General features: G+C 71.8%; 4 protein-coding genes. 1 reads left to right on the top strand and 3 read right to left on the bottom strand.

Annotated elements, in window-relative coordinates:
- The 3 genes from GTY96_RS34390 to GTY96_RS34380 all read right to left on the bottom strand — a co-directional run.
- Positions 1-14,242, bottom strand: a 14,242-nt coding sequence (locus GTY96_RS34390) for a non-ribosomal peptide synthase/polyketide synthase (protein ID WP_161666938.1), incomplete at its 3' end; no start/stop codon positions are given.
- Positions 14,243-14,484: 242 nt separating this feature from the next.
- Positions 14,485-16,128: a cyclic peptide export ABC transporter gene (locus GTY96_RS34385; RefSeq protein ID WP_161666937.1), complete on the bottom strand. Its 1,644-nt coding sequence runs from the start codon at positions 16,126-16,128 to the stop codon at positions 14,485-14,487.
- Positions 16,125-17,279 carry a hypothetical protein gene (locus tag GTY96_RS34380; RefSeq protein ID WP_161666936.1) on the bottom strand — a complete coding sequence of 385 codons (1,155 nt, stop codon included), beginning with the start codon at positions 17,277-17,279 and terminating at the stop codon, positions 16,125-16,127. The genes GTY96_RS34385 and GTY96_RS34380 overlap by 4 nt, the downstream gene beginning before the upstream one ends.
- A gap of 191 nt (positions 17,280-17,470) precedes the next feature.
- On the opposite strand from GTY96_RS34380, the gene GTY96_RS34375 reads away from it, so the two are divergent.
- Positions 17,471-19,912, top strand: a complete 2,442-nt coding sequence (locus GTY96_RS34375; RefSeq protein ID WP_161666935.1) for a penicillin acylase family protein — start codon at positions 17,471-17,473, stop codon at positions 19,910-19,912.
- Positions 19,913-20,046: the final 134 nt, after the last annotated feature.

The raw sequence follows: 20,046 nt of genomic DNA, 5'->3' as shown, positions 1-20,046 counted from the left end.
GCGCCTTCACCACCCGCTCGAAACCCTCCATCCACCGCTGCACTGTCCGCTCGTCGAACAGGTCCGTGCTGTACTCCACGGAGCCAGTGAAGCCGCCCGCCTGTTCGGTGAGGGCCAGCGCGAGGTCGAACTTCGACGCGTGACGCGACAGCGGATATGGAGCCGCTGACAGCTCTGGCACTGCCCACGGCGACGTCGGGGTGTTCTGCAACGTGAAGAGGACCTGGAACAGGGGATGACGGCCGAGGTCCCGCGCCGGCTGCAACGCCTCCACCAGCTTCTCGAACGGCACGTCCTGGTGCGCGTACGCCCCCAGCGTCGCCTCTCTCACCTGCCCCAGCAGCTCCCGGAAGCTCCTTCCCTCATCCACCCTCGTCCGCAGCACCAGCGTGTTCACGAAGAAGCCGATCAGCCCCTCCGTCTCCACACGCTGCCGCCCCGCGATCGGCGTCCCGACGCTCACGTCCTCCTGCCCCGCGTGCCTCGCCAGCACCACCTGCCATCCCGCCAGCAACACCATGAACGGCGTCACGCCCTCACGCTTCGCCAGCTCCTTCACCGCCTCCGACACCTCACGCGGCAACCTCACGTCCAGGCTCGCGCCCGACGTCGAGGCCACGACAGGCCGAGGCCGGTCGGTGGGCAGCGCCAGGGCCGCCGGCGCTCCCGCGAGCCGCTGCCGCCACCACCCCAGTTGCTCCTCCAGCGCGCCGCCCTCCAGCCACTCGCGCTGCCACGTCGCCCAGTCCGCGTACTGCACCTCCAGCGCACCTTCCGACGGTGACTCGCCCTTCACCCGTGCCGCGTAAGCCTCCCCCACCTCCCTCACCATCACGCCCATCGACCAGCCGTCCGACACGATGTGGTGCATCACCAGCACCAACACGTGTTCACCTTCGCCCTCCTTCACGAGCAAGGCGCGCATCAGCGGCCCCGCCTCCAGGTCGAACGGGCGGCCCGCCTCCTCCGCGGCCAGCCGCGCCGTCTCCGCCTCCCGGTCCTCGCGCCCGCTCACGTCCACGTGAGTCAGCGAAACGCTTGCCTCGGAAGTGATGCGCTGGAACGGCCGTCCCTCCACCGCGCCGAACGTCGTGCGCAGGGATTCGTGCCGCTGGACCACGCGCGTGAAGGCGTGCTCCAGCGAGGCGACATCCAGCGGCCCCTTCAAGCGCAGCGCGGCCTGGATGTTGTACGCGGCGCTTCCCGGGGTGAGCCGATCCAGGAACCACAGCCGCTGCTGCGCGAACGACAGCGGCAGGAGTCCGTCGCGGCTCCGGGCCTTCAACGGGGCGAGGGCGTCGGAACCCGTCTCCCTCCGCGCACCCAGCGACGCATCCAGCCACTGTCCCAGCGCGGCCACGGTGGGGTGCTCGAAGAGCTCCCGGAGTGGCACGTTCACGGGGAACACCGCGTGCAACCGCGACATCACCTGGGTGGCCAGCAGGGAGTGCCCGCCCAGTTCGAAGAAGTCGTCGCCGCGACCCACCCGCGCCACGCCGAGCACGGAGGCCCAGATGTCCGCGAGCAGCTCTTCGGTCGGCGTCCTTGGCGCCTCGAAGGTGGAGGGCGTGTCGGCCTCCACCAACTCCGGCAGGGGCAACGCCTCACGCGCCAGCTTTCCGTGGGACGTGAGCGGGAACGCCGCGAGCGGCACGATCGCCTGCGGGACCATGTAGTCGGGCAGTCGCTCACGCAGCACGCGCCGCAACTCCCAGGGATCCACATGCGCGTCATCCCGCGCCGTCACGTAGGCCACGAGCCGCGCGTCCCCCGCCACCGTCCGCACCAGCACCGCCGCGTCGCGGACGCTGAGCTGGGCGCGCAGCGCGGACTCGATCTCCCCCAGCTCGATGCGGAAGCCCCGCAGCTTCACCTGGTGGTCGATGCGGCCCAGGTGGTCCAGCTCCCCCGTCGAGCGCCAGCGCCCCAGGTCACCCGTGCGATACAGCCGCGCGCCCGGGCGTCCGGAGAACGGATCCGGCACGAAGCGCTCCGCCGTCAGTGACGGCCGCTTCAGGTAGCCCCGGCCGGGTCCTTCACCGCCCACGAAGAGCTCACCCGGAACGCCCACGGGCGCCAGATCGCCTCGCGCGTCCAGCACGTACACCTGGAGGTCTGGGATGGGCACGCCCACGCTGCTGGGCTGCGCGCCGCTCGCGTCGTGGGCGGACAGCGGCCGGTAGGTGACGTGGACCGTCGTCTCCGTGATGCCATACATGTTCACCAGCCGCGGACGCGCATCACCGTGCCGGTCGAACCAGGTCTTCAGGCTGGAGAACTCCAGCGTCTCGCCGCCGAAGATGATCCACCGCAGCCGCGTCGGGGCACCGGGCGGCCGAGCGCCGTCCGCCTGCACGAACTGGAGGAACGCGGAGGGCGTCTGGTTGAGCACCGTCACCCCTTCCTCGACGACCAGCGCGTGGAAGGCCTCGGGTGAACGGCTGACCAGATAGGGCACGACGACCAGCCGCGCCCCGTGGATGAGCGCGCCCCAGATCTCCCAGACGGAGAAGTCGAACGCGTACGAGTGGAACAGCGTCCACACCTCGTCCGGGCCGAAGGAGAACCACGGCGCCGTGGAGGTGAAGAGGCGCGTGACCTGGGCATGGCCAATCTGCATGCCCTTGGGACGCCCCGTCGAACCCGACGTGTAGATGACGTAGCAGCCGTTCTCCGCCGTCGCCAGCGGGGCCGGATCCTGCGTGGACTCGCCAGCGACGCGCGACCAGTCCGCGTCCAGCCGGAACACCGGGCGGTCCGCGGGCAAGGTCGCGACCAGCCGCTCCTGGGTGAGGAGCAGCGGCACGTCCGCGTCCTCCAGCATGAAGGCGAGCCGCTCCGCGGGGTACGACGGATCCAACGGCACGTACGCGCCGCCCGCCTTCAGGATTCCCAGCAGGCCCACCAGCATCTCCAGCGAGCGCTCCACGCACAGGCCCACGCGCACCTCGGGCCCCACGCCTTGACGGCGCAGGTGGTGCGCGAGCTGGTTGGCCCGGCGGTTCAACTCCCCATACGTCAACGAAGCCTGCTCGTACGTCACCGCCACGGCGTCCGGCGTCCGCGCGGCCCAGGCCTCGAAGCGCTGGTGCATGCAAGGCTCCCGGTCGAACACCGGGGCCCGAGGCTGTCCCCACGCGAGCACCTGCTGGCGCTCCTGCGCCGACAGCATGGGCAGGCTGTCCAGCCGCGCCTCCGCATGCGACACGAAGGACTCCAGCAAGGCGCCCAGGTGGCGCAACATCGCGTCAGCGGACTCCGGGGCGAAGCGCCCCGTGTCGTGCAGCAGCTTGAACTCCAGCTCCCGCCCCGGGACGACGACGCACGTGAGCGGGTAGTTCGTCCACTCGCTCACCACGAAGCCGCGGACCTCCAGGTCGCGCGCCCACTCCCACACCGCGGCGTCCAGCGGGTAGTTCTCGAACACCAGCAGCGCCTCGAAGAGCGACGCCCCCCGCGGCAACCCGCTCCAGCCCTGCACCTCCACCAGCGGGCTGAACTCGTACTGGCGCTGTTCGGCCTGCCGCTGCTGGAACGCCTGGAGCCAGGGCCCCAGCACCGCGTCCCCCGCCCCTCGGACGCGGACCGGCAGCGAGTTGATGAGCAGGCCGACCGTGGACTCCACGCCTTCGAGCTCCGGCGGACGCCCGGACACGGTCGCACCGAAGACGACGTCCTCCAGACCCGAGCAGCGCCCCAGCATCAGCCCCCACGCCGCCTGCACCAGCGTGTTGAGCGTGACTTGCTGCTGGCGCGCGAACTCCTGGAGCGCCGAGGTCGCGGTCGCGGACAGCGACAGCCGCCGCAACACGCGCGTGTCGCTGGAGCGGCCCACGCCCCGGTCCTCTGGCAACGGCGTGGGCTGGGTGAAGCCCGCCAGCGCCTCGCGCCAGTAGCGTTCGGCGCGGCCCAGGTCCTGCCGCTGGAGCCAGCCGATGTAGTCGCGGAACGTCGCGCCCTCCCCCTTCGGCAGCACCCGGCCCTGACCGAAGGCCTCGTAGAGGGCGAAGATGCGCCGCAGGAGCAGGCCCACGCTCCAGCCGTCCATCAGCAGGTGGTGGAAGCTCCACACCAGGTGGTGCACGCGCGCGTCCACGCGGATGAGCGACATGCGCATGAGCGGTGCCCGCGTGAGGTCCAACCCCCGCGCCCGGTCCTCCGCGCGAAGCTGGACGAGCCGCGCCTCCTGCTCCTCCGGCGGCAGGCCCCGCCAGTCCAGCTCTCGCCAGGGCAGCTCCCCGCGCGCGAGCACCACCTGCCGCGGGCGCTCCAGCCCTTCCCAGCGGAAGGCGGTGCGCAGCACCGGTTCGCCCGCCACGGCCTCCTGCCACGCGCGGTGGAAGGCCTGGACGTTGAGGGGCGCGTGGAAGGAACAGCTCACCTGTTCGAAGTACGCACCCGACTCAGGCGCCAGGATGCCGTGGAAGAGCAGGCCCTCCTGGAGCGGAGACAGCGGATAGACGTCCTCCACCGCCTCCCCCGGCGGCAGGATGCGCGCCAGCGCGTCGGACGAGAGACGCGCCAGGGGAAAGTCCGCCGGCGTGTAGCGCAGGGTCTCCGGGCTCGCGCGCAGGGCCACCAGCGCCCTCAACGTCTCCAGGCTCGCCCCGGCCAGCGCCTCCACCGTGGCGCGTTGGTGCAGGTGCTCGCTGTACGTCCACTCCAGGCGCAGGCGTCCGTCCAGCACCCGGGCCCCCACCGACAGCACCTCCGTCCGGGTCGCGTCAGGCGCGCGCGACAGGCCGGTGCTCCCGGTCGCGGGCTCCAGCAGCGTCATGCCCGCCGCCAGCCCGTCGAACTGTCCCAGGTAGTTGAAGGCCACCGCGGGCGCGGGCTGCGCCCCCAGCAGCCGTGCGACGTCATCCGTGCGCAGGTGGCGCAGCATCCCGTAGGACGCGCCCCGGCCCGACACCGTCCGCACCGAGTCGCGCACGGCGCGCAGCAGGTCGCCCTCCGCCGCGTGGCCCGCCACGTCGAGCACCACCGGGTACGCGGCGGTGAACCAGCCCACGGTGCGCGACACGTCCACGCCCGGCAGCGCCACGTCCCGGCCATGCCCCTCCAGGGTGATGCGCACGCGGCCCACGCGCAGGACCTGGCCCAGGGCGCGGGCGACCGCGGACAACAGCACCTCGTCCACGCGGGCGCGCCACGCCGTGGGCGCCTCGCGCAGCAGCAGCCGGGTCGTCTCCGCGTCCAGCTCCGCCGCCACCGTCCGGGCGGAGGCCACGGTGTTCGTCCCCCCGGGACCCTCCAGCGGCAGGGGCTCCACCGGTATCCGCGACTGCGCCAGCCACGCCTCGGCGTCCGCGGACACCGCGTCCGAAAGGGCGTACGTCTCCAGCCGCTCCGCCCACGCCTTGAAGGACGTGGTGCGCGCGGGCAGCGCGGGCGCCAGGCCATCGCGCAGCGCCAGATAGGCGGCCTCGAAGTCCTCCAGCAACGTTCGCCACGACACGCCGTCCACCACCAGATGGTGGATGACCCAGAGCAGCCGCGCGGGCTGTCCCGCGCCCATCGAGAAGAGCACCGCCCGCATGAGCGGTCCCGCGCTCAGGTCCAGGCCCGACTGGACGCGGGTGGCCACCTGCGTGAGCCGCGCCTCGCGCGCGTCCTCCGCGAGGCCGGACAGGTCCTCGCGGACGAGGAACGTCACCGCGTCGTCCGGCGCGGCGTGCTGCTGCGACCAGCCGTCACAACCGGACGTGAAGCGCAGGCGGAGCGCGTCGTGGTGCCGCCAGAGCGCCCGCAGCGTCGCTTCGACGAGCCCCGCGTCCAGGGGTTCACGAGCGGAGAGGAGCACCGCCTGGTTGTAGTGCCCCGGCGAAGGAGACTGCTGCTCGAGGAACCACCGCTGGATGGGGGTGATCGGCACCGTCCCCGAGACCGGTCCCGCATCCGGTGCGTCCGGGCTGGCCTCCAGCGGGGCGGCCGCGGCCAGATCCCGCAACCGCTGGTGCTCGAAGAGCTGCTTGGGCGTGAGGGCGAGGCCCGCGCGCCGCGCCTGCGCGACGACCTGGAGGCTGATGATGGAGTCGCCGCCCAGCTCGAAGAAGTTGTCGTCCGCGCCCACCCGCTCCACGCGCAGCACCTGCGCCCAGATGGAGGCCAGCAGCCGCTCCGCGGGCGTGGAGGGCTCCACGAAGGACGACGCCTCGCGCGCCGGGCGGCCACCGACCGCCGGAAGGGCGCCGCGATCCACCTTGCCGTTGGGCGACAGCGGCAACGCGTCCAGCACGACGAAGGCCGACGGCACCATGTGCTCCGGCAATCGCCGCCGGAGCCCCTCGCGCAGCGCGGTCTCGTCGGGACTGACGCCTTCGGCGGGCACCACGTAGCCCACCAGCCGACGCACGCCGGACGCCTCCTCGCGCACCGCCACCGCCGCCGCCTGGACGCCGGGCTGTGCGCCCAGCACCGCCTCCACCTCCTCCAGCTCGATGCGGAAGCCGCGCACCTTCACCTGCGCGTCCGTGCGCCCCAGGAACTCCAGGGCGCCGCCCTCCACCCACCGCGCCCGGTCGCCCGTGCGGTACAGCCGTGCGCCGGGCTCCGTGGCGAACAGGTCCGGAACGAAGCGCTCGGCGGTGAGCGCCGGGTGGCCCAGGTAGCCGCGCCCCACGCCCGCCCCGCCCACGTACAGCTCGCCGGGAACGCCCTCGGGCACCAACTCGAGCGCGGGAGACAACACGTACACACGCACGTTCGCGAGCGGCCCGCCGATGGTCACCCGCTCCGACGACAGCGGTCCGTCCGTCAGCGTGGCGCACACGGTGATCTCCGTGGGGCCATACGCGTTGATGAAGCGCCGGCCCGGCGACCACCGCCGCACCACCTCCGGAGGGCAGGCCTCGCCCGCGGAGATGACCGTCTGGAGCGCGGGCAGCTCATCCGGGGACTGCTGCGCCAGCACCGACGGCGTCAGCGTCACGGTGGTGACGGCGTGCTCGGCCAGCGTCCGCGCCAGGGCGGGCCCCGGCAGGAGCGAGTCCTTCGGCGTCAGCACCAGGCACGCGCCACACAGCAGCGTGGAGAAGACCTCGCACACCGCGGCGTCGAAGCTGCTGGAGGCGAACTGCAACACGCGGCTGTCGGGGTGGACGCCATGCGCGCGCGCCACGGCCACGGCGGTGTTGCAGAGGCCACCGTGCGTCAGCAGCGTGCCCTTGGGGCGGCCCGTGGAGCCCGACGTGTAGATGACGTACGCCAGATGTCCGGGCGCGCCCGCGTCCTCCAACGGCGTGACGGGCAGCGCCGCCAGCCGGGCGGCGTCCTCGTCCAGGCACACGAGGTGGGCCCCCACCTCCGGCAGCTCATCCGCCAGCTCGGAGCGGGTCACCACGACGGGCACCGCGGAGTCCTCCAGCATGAAGGCCAGCCGGGAGCTCGGGTACGCGGGATCCAGCGGCACGAAGGCGCCCCCGGCCTTGAGCGTCGCGAGCATGGCCACGACCAGCTCCGGCGAGCGCTCCAGGCAGATGCCCACGCGCGTCTCCAGCCCCACGCCCTGCGCGCGCAGGTGGCGGGCGAGCGCGTTGGCCCGCGCATCGAGCTCCTGGTAGCTCACCGTGCGCCCCTCGAACAGCAGCGCGGGTGCGCCAGCGAAGGCCTCCACGGTGGCCTCGAAGCGCCGGTGGACGCGTCGCAGGTCCCCCGTCTCGAGCGTGGCGGAGTTCCACGTGTCCAGCAGCGTGGTCCGCTCCCCGTCCGTCAAGAGCGGCAGCACGTCCAACCGGCCATCGGGCCGGGCCAGGGCCCCTTCCAGCAGCGTGCGCAGGTGCTCCTGCATCCGCGCCACCGTCGCCGCGTCGAAGAGGTCGGTGCTGTACTCCCAGAGGCCCGACAGGCCCTCCGGGGTGTCGCTGAAGGCCACCGTGAGGTCGAACTTCGACGCGCCCGGGTCGATGGACTCCACCCGCAGGGACATGCCGGGCAGGGCCAGCTCCGCGTCGCGCGCGTTCTGGAAGATGAGCTTGACCTGGAACAGCGGCGACGCGCCCAGGCTGCGCTCCGGGTTCAGGTCCCGCACCAGCTCCTCGAAGGGGAGGTCCTGGTGGGCATAGGCCCCCAGGGCCGCCTCCCGCACCTGCGCCAGGAGCGCCCGGAAGGCGAGCGCGGGGGCCGGGCGGGTGCGAAGCACCACCTGGTTGACGAAGAAGCCCACCAGGGCCTCCGTCTCCGCGTGGTGGCGGTTGGCGATGTCCGTGCCCACCAGCAGATCCGTCCGGCCGGTGTAGCGGTGCAGCAGCGCCTGGAACGCGGCCATCAGCACCATGAAGGGCGTGGCGCCCTCGCGCAGCGCGAGCTGGCGCACGGCCTCCGCCATGGCGCGCGGCAGCACGTGGGTGGCCTGGGCGCCCTGCGACGTGCGCACCTTCGGGCGGTGGCGGGCCACGGGCAGGTCCAGCACGCGCGGCGCGTCCCGCAGCTGTTCACGCCACCAGGCGAGCTGGGCCTCCCGCACGTCCCCCTGGAGCCAACCGCGCTGCCAGACCGCGTGATCCGCGTACTGCACCGCGAGCTCCGGCAGGCCGGACGCGCGGCCCTGCGTGAACGCCCCGTAGAGCGCCCCCAGCTCGCGGACGAGCACGCCCAGGGACCAACCGTCCGCCACGATGTGGTGCATCACGAGCACCAGCACGTGCAGGTCGTCCCGCAGCGCCAGCAGTGACATGCGCACCGGCGGTCCCTCGACGAGATCGAAGGGCCGCGCCGCGTCCTCGCGCGCCCACTCGCGCGCCCGGACATCGCGTGCGTCGTGAGCCAGGCCACGCAGATCGACGTGGGTCAGCGCGCGTCCAGGCGGCAGAGAGACCCGCTGGACCGCGCCGTCCGGCGTTTCATGGAACGTCGTGCGCAGCACCTCGTGGCGCCGGAGGATCTCCGCCAGGGAGCGCTCCAGTGCCGCCGCGTCGAGCGCGCCCTCCAGCCACAGCATCGCGGGGACGTTGTAGAGGGCGTCGCCCGGCTCCAGCCGGTCGAGGAACCAGAGCCGCTGCTGCGCGAAGGACAGCGGCAGCGGCTGGACGCGTGGCACCGGGACGACAGGGGGCCGCACGGTCTCCAGCCCCGTGCGGGACAGCGCCTCCAGCCGCCGCGCGAGCGCGCCCAACTTCGACGTCTCGAACAGCGCACGCAGCGGCAGGTCCACCCGGAAGACGGAGCGGATGCGGGACACCGTCCGGGTGGCCAGCAGCGAGTGGCCGCCCAGCTCGAAGAAGTCGTCCCCGGGGCCCACGTCGGGCACCCCCAGCACCTGCGTCCAGACGGAGGCGAGCAGCGCTTCGAAGGGCGTGCCCGGTCCGGAGGACTCCGCACGTACGGCCACGCCCAGCTCCGGCAGGGCGCGGCGGTCCACCTTGCCGTTGGCGGTGAGCGGCAGGGCCTCCAGCACGCCCACCGCGGAAGGAACCAGGTACGACGGCAGCCGCGCCTCGAGGAAGGCCTTGAGGGCGTCGGCGCCCACGCCGCTGCCGGGCGCTGGCACCGCGTATGCCACGAGGCGCCGCTCACCGGCCCCCGCCTCGCGAGCCACCACCACCGCCTCCATGACCGCGGGGTGCTGCTTGAGCACCGCCTCTACTTCACCGGGCTCCACGCGGAAGCCGCGCACCTTGAGCTGGTCGTCCTCGCGGCCCAGGAACACGATGGTGCCATCAGCCCCGAGCCGCGCGCGGTCGCCCGTGCGGTACATGCGCTCACCGGGCGCCTTCGCGAACGGAGACGGGATGAAGCGCTCGGCGGTGAGCTCCGGCCGGCCCAGGTAGCCCCGGCCCACCGTGCCGCCCGCGATGTAGAGCCCTCCCGCCACGCCTGGAGGCACGGGCCGCAGGCCCGCGTCCAGCACGTAGGCCCGGACCTCGGGCAGCGGCCGGCCCAGCGGCACGGCGACGGAGCGGGCCTCGCGCGCGATCTCCGACGCGGGCAGCGTGAGCACGCCCACGGTGGTCTCCGTGGGGCCGTAGTGGTTGAACACCGCGCAGCCGGGCACGAGCGAGCGCACCTGATCCACCAGCGCCCAGTCGGAGGACTCGCCGCCCATCACCAGCCAGCGCCGAGGCAGCACGCGCGCCGGAGACTCCGACGCCAGCAGGGCCCGTAGGTGCGAGGGGACGATCTTCAGCCCCTCCACGCCGTGCCGCTCGAAGTACGCGCCCAGCGCCGCGGCGTCGGAGGCGGTCTCCGTGTCCACCAGGTGCACGGTGCCGCCCCGCGCGAGCGTGGGGAACAGCGCGGTGTGGCCCAGGTCCGCCGCCAGCGTGGAGACGGACGCGAAGGACGCGCCCCTCGCCAGGTCCAGACGCCGCACGAGTCCGCGCACGTAGCGCACGATCTGACGGTGCTCGATGCCCACGCTCCGGGGCCGGCCGGTGGAGCCCGAGGTGAAGATGACGTAGGCGAGGTTGGAGGGCAGCGCGCCCTCCGAGGGCGGCGCGTCCGCGGGGAAGGACGCGAACGCGGTGTCCCCCTCCTCCAACAGCACGAGCGGACCCGCGTGACCGTCGAAGCGAGAAGCAAGCTCGCGGGTCGTCACCACGACGTCCACGCGCGCCTCGTCGAGCATCAGGCGCAACCGCTCCCCCGGGTTCGCCGGATCCAACGGAACATATGCGCCCCCCGCCTTGAGGATGCCCAGCAGGCCGCGCATCGCGTCGGCACGCCGGTCCATGCACAGGCCCACGCGCGAATCCCGGCCCACGCCCATCGCCCGCAGCGCGCCGGCGAGCTGATTCGCCCCCTGCTCCAACGCGCGGTACGTCAGCGACTGGCCTCCGCCCACCACCGCCACGGCGTCAGGCACTCGGGCCGCCTCGGCCTCGAAGAGCGAGTGCAGGCACGTGTCGTCCCCCGCGTCCAACCGCTCGTCCGGCCAGGCCTCCAGCACCGCGCGCCGAGCGTCCGCGTCCAGCAGCGGCAGCGCCTCCACGCGCAGCTCGGGCCGCTCCGCCGCGGCCTCCAGCAGCGTGTGCCAGTGGCGCACCATCCGTTCGGTGCTCGCGCGGTCGAACAGCTCCGCGGCGCCCACCAGCGTCCCCGTGAAGCCCTCCGCGGTCTCGGACAGGTTCAGCGACAGATCGAACTTCACCGCGCCGGTGTCCAGCGGCATGGACCTCAGGGCGAGGCCGGGCAGCTTCAGCTCGGGCAGCGAGTCCTGCTGGAAGGCGAGCATCACCTGGAACAGGGGATGGCGGCCGAGATCCCGCGCCGGCTGCAACGCCTCCACCAGCTTCTCGAACGGCACGTCCTGGTGCGCGTACGCCCCCAGCGTCGTCTCCCTCACCTGCCCCAGCAGCTCCCGGAAGCTCCTCCCCCCTTCCACCTTCGTCCGCAGCACCAGCGTGTTCACGAAGAAGCCGATCAGCCCCTCCGTCTCCACACGCTGCCGCCCCGCGATGGGCGTCCCGACGCTCACGTCCTCTTGCCCCGCGTGCTTCGCCAGCACCACCTGCCATCCCGCCAGCAACACCATGAACGGCGTCACGCCCTCACGCTTCGCCAGCTCCTTCACCGCCTGCGAGAGCGAGCGCGGCAGGCTCGCCGTGACGGTGTGGGAACGGAACGTGGGGTTGACCGGCCGGGGCCTGTCCGTGGGCAGCTCCAGGGCCGCGGGCGCTCCCGTGAGCCGCTGCCTCCACCACCCCAGCTGCTCCTCCAGCGCGCCGCCCTCCAGCCACTCCCGCTGCCACGCCGCCCAGTCCGCGTACTGCACCTCCAGCGCACCTTCCGCTGGCGATTCTCCCTTCACCCGCGCCTCGTACGCCGCCGCGACCTCCCGCACCATCACGCCCATCGACCAGCCGTCCGACACGATGTGGTGCATCACCACCACCAGCACGTGCTCGCCGTCCGACTCCTTCACCAGCGTCACCCGCATCAGCGGGCCCGTCTCCAGGTCGAACGGGCGCTCCGCCTCCGCCTGCGCCACGCGCGCCGTCTCCGCCGCCGGCGCCTCCCGCCCGCTCACGTCCACGTGGCGCAAGGCCACGGCCGCCTCGGAGGCGATGCGCTGCGAGGGAACGCCGTCCCGGCTGACGAAGGTCGTGCGCAGCGTCTCGTGGCGCCGCACGAGCGTGGCCAACGCGTGCTCGAGCGCCGGGATGTCCAACGGCCCCGCCAGCCGGACCGCGACGGGGATGTGATACGCGGGGCTGCCGCGGACGAGCTCGTCCAGGAACCACAGCCGCTGCTGGGAGAACGACAGCGCGGGCAGCGCCTCGCGGACCCGGTTCTTCAAGGGCGAGGGCCCCCAGGCGGCGGACCCCGCGCGCTGCGCGAGCACGCGACCGGCCAGCTCCGCCACGCTGGAGCCCTGGAGCAGCGCCTCCATGGGGACATGGACGCCCAAGGACTTCTCGATGTCGTGGCTCAGCTCCACGGCCGCGAGCGAATCCAGGCCGAGCCGGGTGATGGGCTCGGTGGAGGACACCTCGTCGGGCCGGACGCGCAACCGCGCCGCCACGCGGCCCCGCAGCCAGACGCCGAGCGATTCGGCCGTGTTGCCCGGAGCGAGCGCTTCGCCCTGGCCCGTCAGGGACTCGGCGACGGTGCCCTCGCTCCACTGCGCGACGGCGCGCAGCGACCCGTCAAGGAAGCCTTCACGGCAGGCGCGCCGCTGGATCTTCCCGCTGGAGGTCTTCGGAATGCTGCCCGGCTCCAGCAGGAGCAGCGCATGGGGTTGCAGCTCGTGCTGCTCGCTGAGCGCCTGGCGCAGCGCCGCCAGCACCACGGCCGGGTCCGTGCCCTCACGCAGGCCCGCCTCGTGGACGAGCACCAGCCGCTCCTCGCCCGCGACGTCGACGCTGAACGCGGCGCCCGAACCCGGACGGATCGCCGGGTGCGCGCGCTCGGCCGTCAGCTCCAGGTCCTGCGGGTAGTGGTTGCGGCCACGCAGGATGATGAGGTCCTTGCGCCGTCCGGTGACGTAGAGCTCGCCCCGAAGGACGAAGCCCAGATCGCCCGTGCGCAGGAAGGGACCGTCACCGTCGTCCGCGCGGCGCGCCTGGAAGGCCTCCTCCGTCTCACGCGGGCGCTGCCAGTAGCCCTGCGCGATGCTCTCGCCCCGGAGCCAGATCTCCCCCACCTCGCCGTCCGCGCGAGGCGTGCGGGCCTCGGGGTCGACGATGAGCAGCGACTGATCCGGCATCGAGCGGCCACACCCCACCAGCTCGCGCGCGCCCGGCGCTCCCGGCGCCACCCGCTCCGCCCGGAAGCGGCCCAGCGCCTCGCCATCCAGCGCGAGCGACTCCGCGCCCGCGCCCTGCTCCACGCCCGTGGCGATGAGCGTCCCTTCCGCCAGGCCGTAGCACGGGTACAGCGACCGGGCCCGGAAGCCCTGGGGACCGAACGTCCGGGTGAAGCGCTCCAGCGTCTCCGCCCGGATGGGCTCCGCGCCGCAGAACGCCACCTCCCACGAGGAGAGATCCAACCGCGCCCGGTCCTCCTCGGAGATGCGCCGCGCGCAGAGGTCGAACGCGAAGTTGGGGCCGCCGCTGATGGTGCCCCGGTGCTGGGAGATGGCCTCCAGCCACGTGAGCGGACGCCGCAGGAAGGTGATCGGCGACATCAGCACCGTGGTGAAGCCACCGTACAGCGGCTCCAGGATGCCGCCGATGAGCCCCATGTCGTGGTACGGCGGCAACCAGATGACGCCCGTGCTGTCGGCCCCCGCCCGGAAGCTGCGCCCGATGGCCTCCAGGTTGTGCAACAGGTTGCCGTGGGTGAGCATCACGCCCTTGGGCGTCCCCGTGGAGCCCGACGTGTACTGGAGGAACGCCAGCGTGTCCCGCCGCGCCACCGGGGCGCGCCACGCCTCCTCGGCCCCCGCCTCCAGGGCATCCGTGCCCACCCAGCGCAGCCCGCCCAGCTCCGGCGCCTGGTCCAACAGGAAATCCTTCATCGACAGGATGAAGGACGTGGTCAGCACCACTGTCGCGCGCGAGTCCTCGATGATGGCGCGCAACCGGGGCAGCGTGCGCTCCAACCGCGACGGGTCCGGCGGATACGCCGGCACCGCCACCAGCCCCGCGTAGAGACAGCCGAAGAAGCCCGCGATGTAATCGAGCCCCGGCGGATACAGCAGCACCGCCCGAGCCCCAGGCTCTACCTCCGCGAGCGCCAGCGCGATGCGCCGCGCATGCAGCTCCAGCTCCGCGTGGGTCCACGACACCTCCACGTCACCGGTCTCACCCAGGAACGTGTAGCGGGACGCGCGAGCAGCCTCGGCGCTGCGTCGCTGGAGCAACTCCACCAGCGACTGAAACGGAGGGTGTGTCGAGTAATCCGGAAGAAGTGACGGGCTTGAGAAGACCGGGCTCATTCAACTGCAAGAAATAACTGTATTTCTGAGTTTCCTACAGAGGTTTTGATTCATTGATCAATGAGCCATCCGAGAAAACCTGGGTCGTTTCTTACTCAGCCGGAAAACAGCAGCCGGGTTGGTACTCGCGAGCCCCCAGCCCGTGTGTCACGGCGTCCTGAGCCGGCTCAGGACGCGGCCAGCGAGTCCCGGGTGCCCCAGTCACTCAGGAGCCGTCCGGACTCGACGCGCAGCAGGCGGTCCGCCACGTCGAAGTAGCGATCGTCATGGGAGATGACGACCACGGCCTTGCCTCGCCGCTTCAGCTCCGGCAGCAGCTCCCGGTAGAAGACGGTCTTGAACGCCGGGTCCTGGTCCGCCGCCCACTCGTCGAAGAGGTAGATGGCGCGGTCCTCGAGCAGCGTCGTCACCAGGGCCAGCCGCTTGCGCTGGCCCTGCGAGAGCGCCGTGGTGGAGAACGCCTTCCCGTCCAGGCGGACCTTGTGCTCCAGCTTCAGGCGCTCCAGGAAGCCCTGCACCTGGGACAGCTCTCCGTCCATGCCCAGCAGCCGGTCGAAGAGGTGGAAGTCGGAGAACACCGCGGAGAAGTGCTGGCGGTAATGCTCCACCGTCTGGGCCGTCACCGGCTGGCCATCCAGGAGGATCTCTCCCTCCTGAGGCGAATACAGGCCGGTGATGAGCTTGGCGAGCGTCGTCTTCCCACTGCCGTTGCCCCCCACGATGAACAGCAGCTCTCCCGGACGGAGCACCAGGTCGGCGGGCCCCAGGGTGAAGGTCTGGTCATCGTGCTCGCGCTGGTAGCGGTGGGTGACGCCCCTCAACTCCAGTGTCTGGAACGACGGCCGTGGCTCCACCGCCGCCTGCGCGTCCCGGGCTGACTCCGCGGATGACGACAGGGACAGGCCCAGGGTCTCCAGCTTCACGTGCGACACCTGACCCCGGGAGATGAGGGGCATGCCCTCCATCAGGGACATGAGCGGCTGCTGGAGGTAGAGCACCGCGAGCGTGTAGCCCACCAGGGAAGCCGTGTTCACCTCCGTGAGCTGGGGCAGGAGGAAGAGCAGCACGCCGATGACGACGAAGAACAGGAACATCCCCCAGCTGGAGCCCACCGCGAACGCCGTGGCGGCCCGCCGCTGGAGATCCTTCACCCGTCCGGCCGCGTCCGCGACGACGCGGGACAGGAAGTCGTCGCGCCGCCGGGCATGCAGCTTGAGCTCCTTGATGCCGTCCGTCAGGCTCCGGAAGTGCAGCATCAGCTCGTCCTGCACCTCGCGCGCCCGGCGCATGTCGCGCAGCGCCCGCGCGGTGGACAGCCGGTAGGTGGCGATGCCGAGCACCAGGCACACGACCAACGCCAGCAGCAGCGTCCGGGACAGCAGCACCATGTAGATGAGGCACCCGAACACCGTGGACGCGTTGATGACCAGCCGCGGCAGCATCGCCATGGCGTTGGTGAGATGGAACAGGTCCTCGGTCAGCGCGGACAGCAGCCGGTGCGCGCCCTGCTCCTCCAACTGCCGCAGGGGCGCGCGGGCGATCTGCGCGCTCGTCTTCAGCCGCAGGTCGAAGAGCGCGTCCTGGTTGATCTGGCTGATCCACACCTGCGCGGCGATGCGCGACACCAACGCCACGGCGACCAGCCCGACGAAGAGCGCCACCTCCCGCGCCCCCTGGGCCTGCGCATGGGACAGGGTGCGGTTGATCATCGCGATCAGCCCGGCCCCGCAGGCGCCGGAGATGAGGCCGGACAGGACCGAGGCCAGGAAGCGTCCGCGAGACGCCTGGAACAACAGCGACAGCAGCTTCATGTGCCTTGCCTCGCACGCCACGCGTCCAGCGGACCCCGCGCGCCACCCACGGCTTCGATTGAGAGCGCGAACACGTCCAACGACTCCGACAACAGGTGCGATCCCAGCAGCTCCCGGGCCCCCGGGCTGTCCGGCCCCTGGCGCAGCACCCCCTGCGCCGCCAGCACCGTGAGGCCGTCCGCCACCAGGGGGTGACGCTCCGCCCCCTCATCCGTCGGGACCAGCTCGGACACCGCCGGCAGCCAGTCCCCCGTGGGAGGCGAGTCCGCCAGCGCCAGGGGGAGCAGGAGCGCCGCGAGGCGTGTCGGGTGGCCGAGGGCGCGTCCCTCTCCCTCCCAACGGTCCATCGCATCCCCCAGGGCGATCAGCTCATTCCACCCGGCGGCACCGAGCCGCGCGAAGGCCGGAAGCGTCTGCTTCAACACGTCCAGCTCCCGCATCCGCCGCAGGCAGAGTCCGGCCACGCCCAGGGCCAGGCACTCCAGCAGCTCATGGATGCGCAGCGAGAGCGGGCTGGACGGCAACGCGGCGACGCCGTCGCGCAACGCCTCCAACGTCCGGGGCTCCACGCTGAGGTCCCGCCGCGCGCCGATGCGCAGCGCCCGGTAGACCAGTGAAGGATCATCCTGGAAGCGCGCGGCGGGCTCGCCCAGGGACCGCAGCACGCGGCCGTGAACGTCAGCCACCCCGCCCACGAAGTCGAGCGTCCGGCCCTCGAACGGATCATGGAAGAGCGCGTTGACGGAGAAGTCACGCGAGGCGGCGTCCTGCGCCACCGTCCCCACGGGGACCTCGCGCGCCACCGCCACCAGGTCCGCGTCCATGGGCACCCTCGGCGTCGACGCGGGCGTGCGCACGGGGCGCAGCGTCGCCACGTCGAACCGCTTCCCACCCTGGAACACCAACGCCACGACCGACCCCCGGCCCCCCAGCAGCAGGCTCTCCTCGAAGAGGGCGTGGATCTGATCCGCCCGCGCGTCCGTGGCGATGTCGAAGTCCTTCGGCGTCCGCCCGAGCAGCAGGTCCCTCACGCACCCACCCACCAACAGGGCTTGGAATCCCCCGCCCCGAAGGCGTTCGAGGATCGCCAGCGCGTCAGGATCGATGCGCTGGGCATCAACATTCACGGACGAGGATGCGGCCTGGGACATGGATGGCGGGCTCTCTTTCGCGCGGCCCCGGGGTGGGCTCGGCGCGTTTTGAGCAACACACACGAACATCTTGAATTTCAAGGATTATTTATCATTCGAGACAGACTTGTCATGAACGTAATCCCTTAGGACGTGGATAAAAAGTTTAAACGGAATTAGTTCTCCGCGCTCGCTCGAGAGGCTGAACCGACATGCGCACCTTCCCCTTCTCCCTGTCCCTTTTGCTGACCCTGGCGGCGTTCAGTGGTTGCAAGAACGAAGACCCACCGGCGCCTACCTCTTTGAGGGCGACGATCCGCCGCACGTCGCACGGCGTTCCCCACATCCAGGCCGACGGGTACCGCGGCCTGGGCGCCGGCATCGGCTATGCGCAGGCGCAGGACGCGGTCTGTATCCTGGCCGACCAGTTCCTCAAGGTGCGCGGAGAGCGCGCACGCTACCTGGGCCGAGGCCCCCAGGACGCCTTCCTCGAGAGCGACTTCACCTACCGCGGGCTCGCGCTGAGGGCCCGCGCCGAGGCCACCTTCAACGAACAGTCCGCGGAGGTGCGCGAGCTCGTGCAGGGCTACGCCGCGGGCTACAACCAGTACCTCGCGGACGTGCCGGCGGCGCAGCGCCCCGAGGCATGCAAGGGCGCGGCCTGGGTGAAGCCCATCAGCGCGTACGATCTGCTGGCGTACCACCTGGACCTTTCGCTGTTCGACACGCTGGTGCCGTTGCTCGGATACGTGGGGAATGCGCATCCGCCGAGCGGCGAGGTGGGCAACCAGGCCCCGTACTCGCGGGGGCTCGCACTGCCGGCGCGGAAGGATGCGCTGGGCAGCAATGGCTGGGCGCTGGGCCGTGACAAGACGGCCAGCGGCCGGGGCATGCTCATCGCCAACCCCCATTTCCCGTGGGAAGGCAGCCTCCGCTTCCACGAGAGCCACCAGACCATCCCCGGCAAGCTCGACGCCTATGGCGTGTCCCTGCTGGGCGTACCGGCCATCAACATCGGCTTCAATCGCGATCTCGCGTGGACGCACACGGTGACGGCGTCGAGTCACCTCACGCTGTACCGGCTCAAGCTCGTGCCCGGCGACCCCACGGCGTACGTGTATGACGGACAGGTCCGGCACATGACGTCCCAGACCGTCACCGTCGACGTGCGCGGAGAGGGGGGCGCGATGACGCAGCAGACGCGCACCTACTGGCGCAGCCACTACGGCCCCCTCCTCGCGGGCCCGGGTGCCGACTGGACGCATGAGATCGCCTACACGGCGCGCGACGCCACGGAGAGCAACAACCTGTTCGCGGAGCACTGGCTGCGGCTGGACACGGCGCGCACGCTCGACGAGGCGGCCAGCGTGGAGCGCACCGTGCGCGGCGCGCCTTGGGTGAACACGCTCCTGGCGAGCGCGGATGGGCACACGCGCTACGTGGACGCGTCCCGAGTCCCCTCCCTGAGCCCCACCACCGTGGCGGCCTACCGCGCCTCGCTCGACACCACCCCGGACGCGCCCGTCTTCGCGGCGCTGGGACTCATCCTCCTGGATGGCAGCACGTCCCGCGACGAATGGGTGGGCCTGGACAGCGAGACGAAGGGCCTGGTGCCCATCAACGCCATCCCGCAGCTGTCCCGGACCGACTTCGTGATGAACGCGAATGATCCCGCGACGTTCACCAACCCCGCGGAGCCCCTGCTCAACCTGCCCTTCCTCTACGAGATCTTCGGGACGCGAGGCCGCATGAGCCCGCGCTCGCACATGAACCTCACGCTCATCGCCGAGCAGGGCGAAGCCGCGGCGTCGGGGAGCGACGGGCGCTTCACGCGGGAGGAGGCGGAGCAGGCCATCCTGAGCAACCGCACCTGGGTGGCGGAGCAGCTGCGCGCGGCGGTGGTGCAGCGCTGCCAGGGCGCCGGGCCCGTCATGGTCGAAGGCAAGCCGGTGGACCTCACGGAGGCGTGCCGGTTGCTCGCGGCGTGGGATGGCCGGCTGGAGCTGGACCGCCAGGGCGCCATCGTGTGGCGTGAGTTCCTGAACCGCTTCAGCCGTTCGGACCTGGTGGACCAGGGCGTGCTCTTCGCACGGCCGTTCGATCCCGCCCACGCGGCCGTGACGCCGGCCGGGCTGGTCCCCGCGCCGGAGACCGGGGTGGATCCCGTGAACCAGAAGCTGGGTGAGGCGGTGGCGATCCTGAACAAGGCGGGCATCGCGGTGGGCGCGAAGCTGGGAGAGGTGCAGTTCGCGCGCAAGGGCGACCACAAGGTGCCGCTCCACGGCGGTGCGGCCTTCGAGGGCGTCACCAATGTCGTCGGCTATCTGGGCGCGAACGCGACGCTGCTGCCCCAGTCCCAACCGCATGGCCCGCTGCTCTCCCCCGGAACGGGGCTCACGTCCGAGGGCTATCTGGTCGACTTCGGGACCAGCTTCCTGATGGTGATGGAGTTCACGCCCGAGGGTCCCCGCGCGAGCGCGGTCCTCACCTACGCGGAGTCCACCGACCCCGCGTCACCCCACTTCGCGGATCAGACCACGCTCTTCTCCGCCAAGCACCTGCGCCCCATCCTCTTCAACGAGGCGGACATCGCCGCGGATCCGAACCTCAAGACGACGGAGCTGCGGATCAACGCCACCTCCCGGCTCGAATGACCTCATCCGCCGGCAGGACTTCAAACCAGACACCGCCCCGCTCCCGTCGCGAGCCTCGCGGATGAGTCACCACGACGGGATGCGTCGTTCCTGGACGCATCCATCGTGCCCGCGACCTCGGCAATGTCTCACGG

Origin of the sequence: Corallococcus silvisoli, assembly GCF_009909145.1 — a bacterium.
GTDB lineage: Bacteria > Myxococcota > Myxococcia > Myxococcales > Myxococcaceae > Corallococcus > Corallococcus silvisoli.
This window is presented reverse-complemented; position numbering and strand designations above follow the sequence as displayed.

Excerpts from the sequence above, each read along its gene's own strand:
- GTY96_RS34385 (WP_161666937.1), bottom strand. The coding sequence starts at position 16,128 with ATGAAGCTGCTGTCGCTGTTGTTCCAGGCGTCTCGCGGACGCTTCCTG.
- GTY96_RS34380 (WP_161666936.1), bottom strand. The coding sequence starts at position 17,279 with ATGTCCCAGGCCGCATCCTCGTCCGTGAATGTTGATGCCCAGCGCATC.
- GTY96_RS34375 (WP_161666935.1), top strand. The coding sequence starts at position 17,471 with ATGCGCACCTTCCCCTTCTCCCTGTCCCTTTTGCTGACCCTGGCGGCG.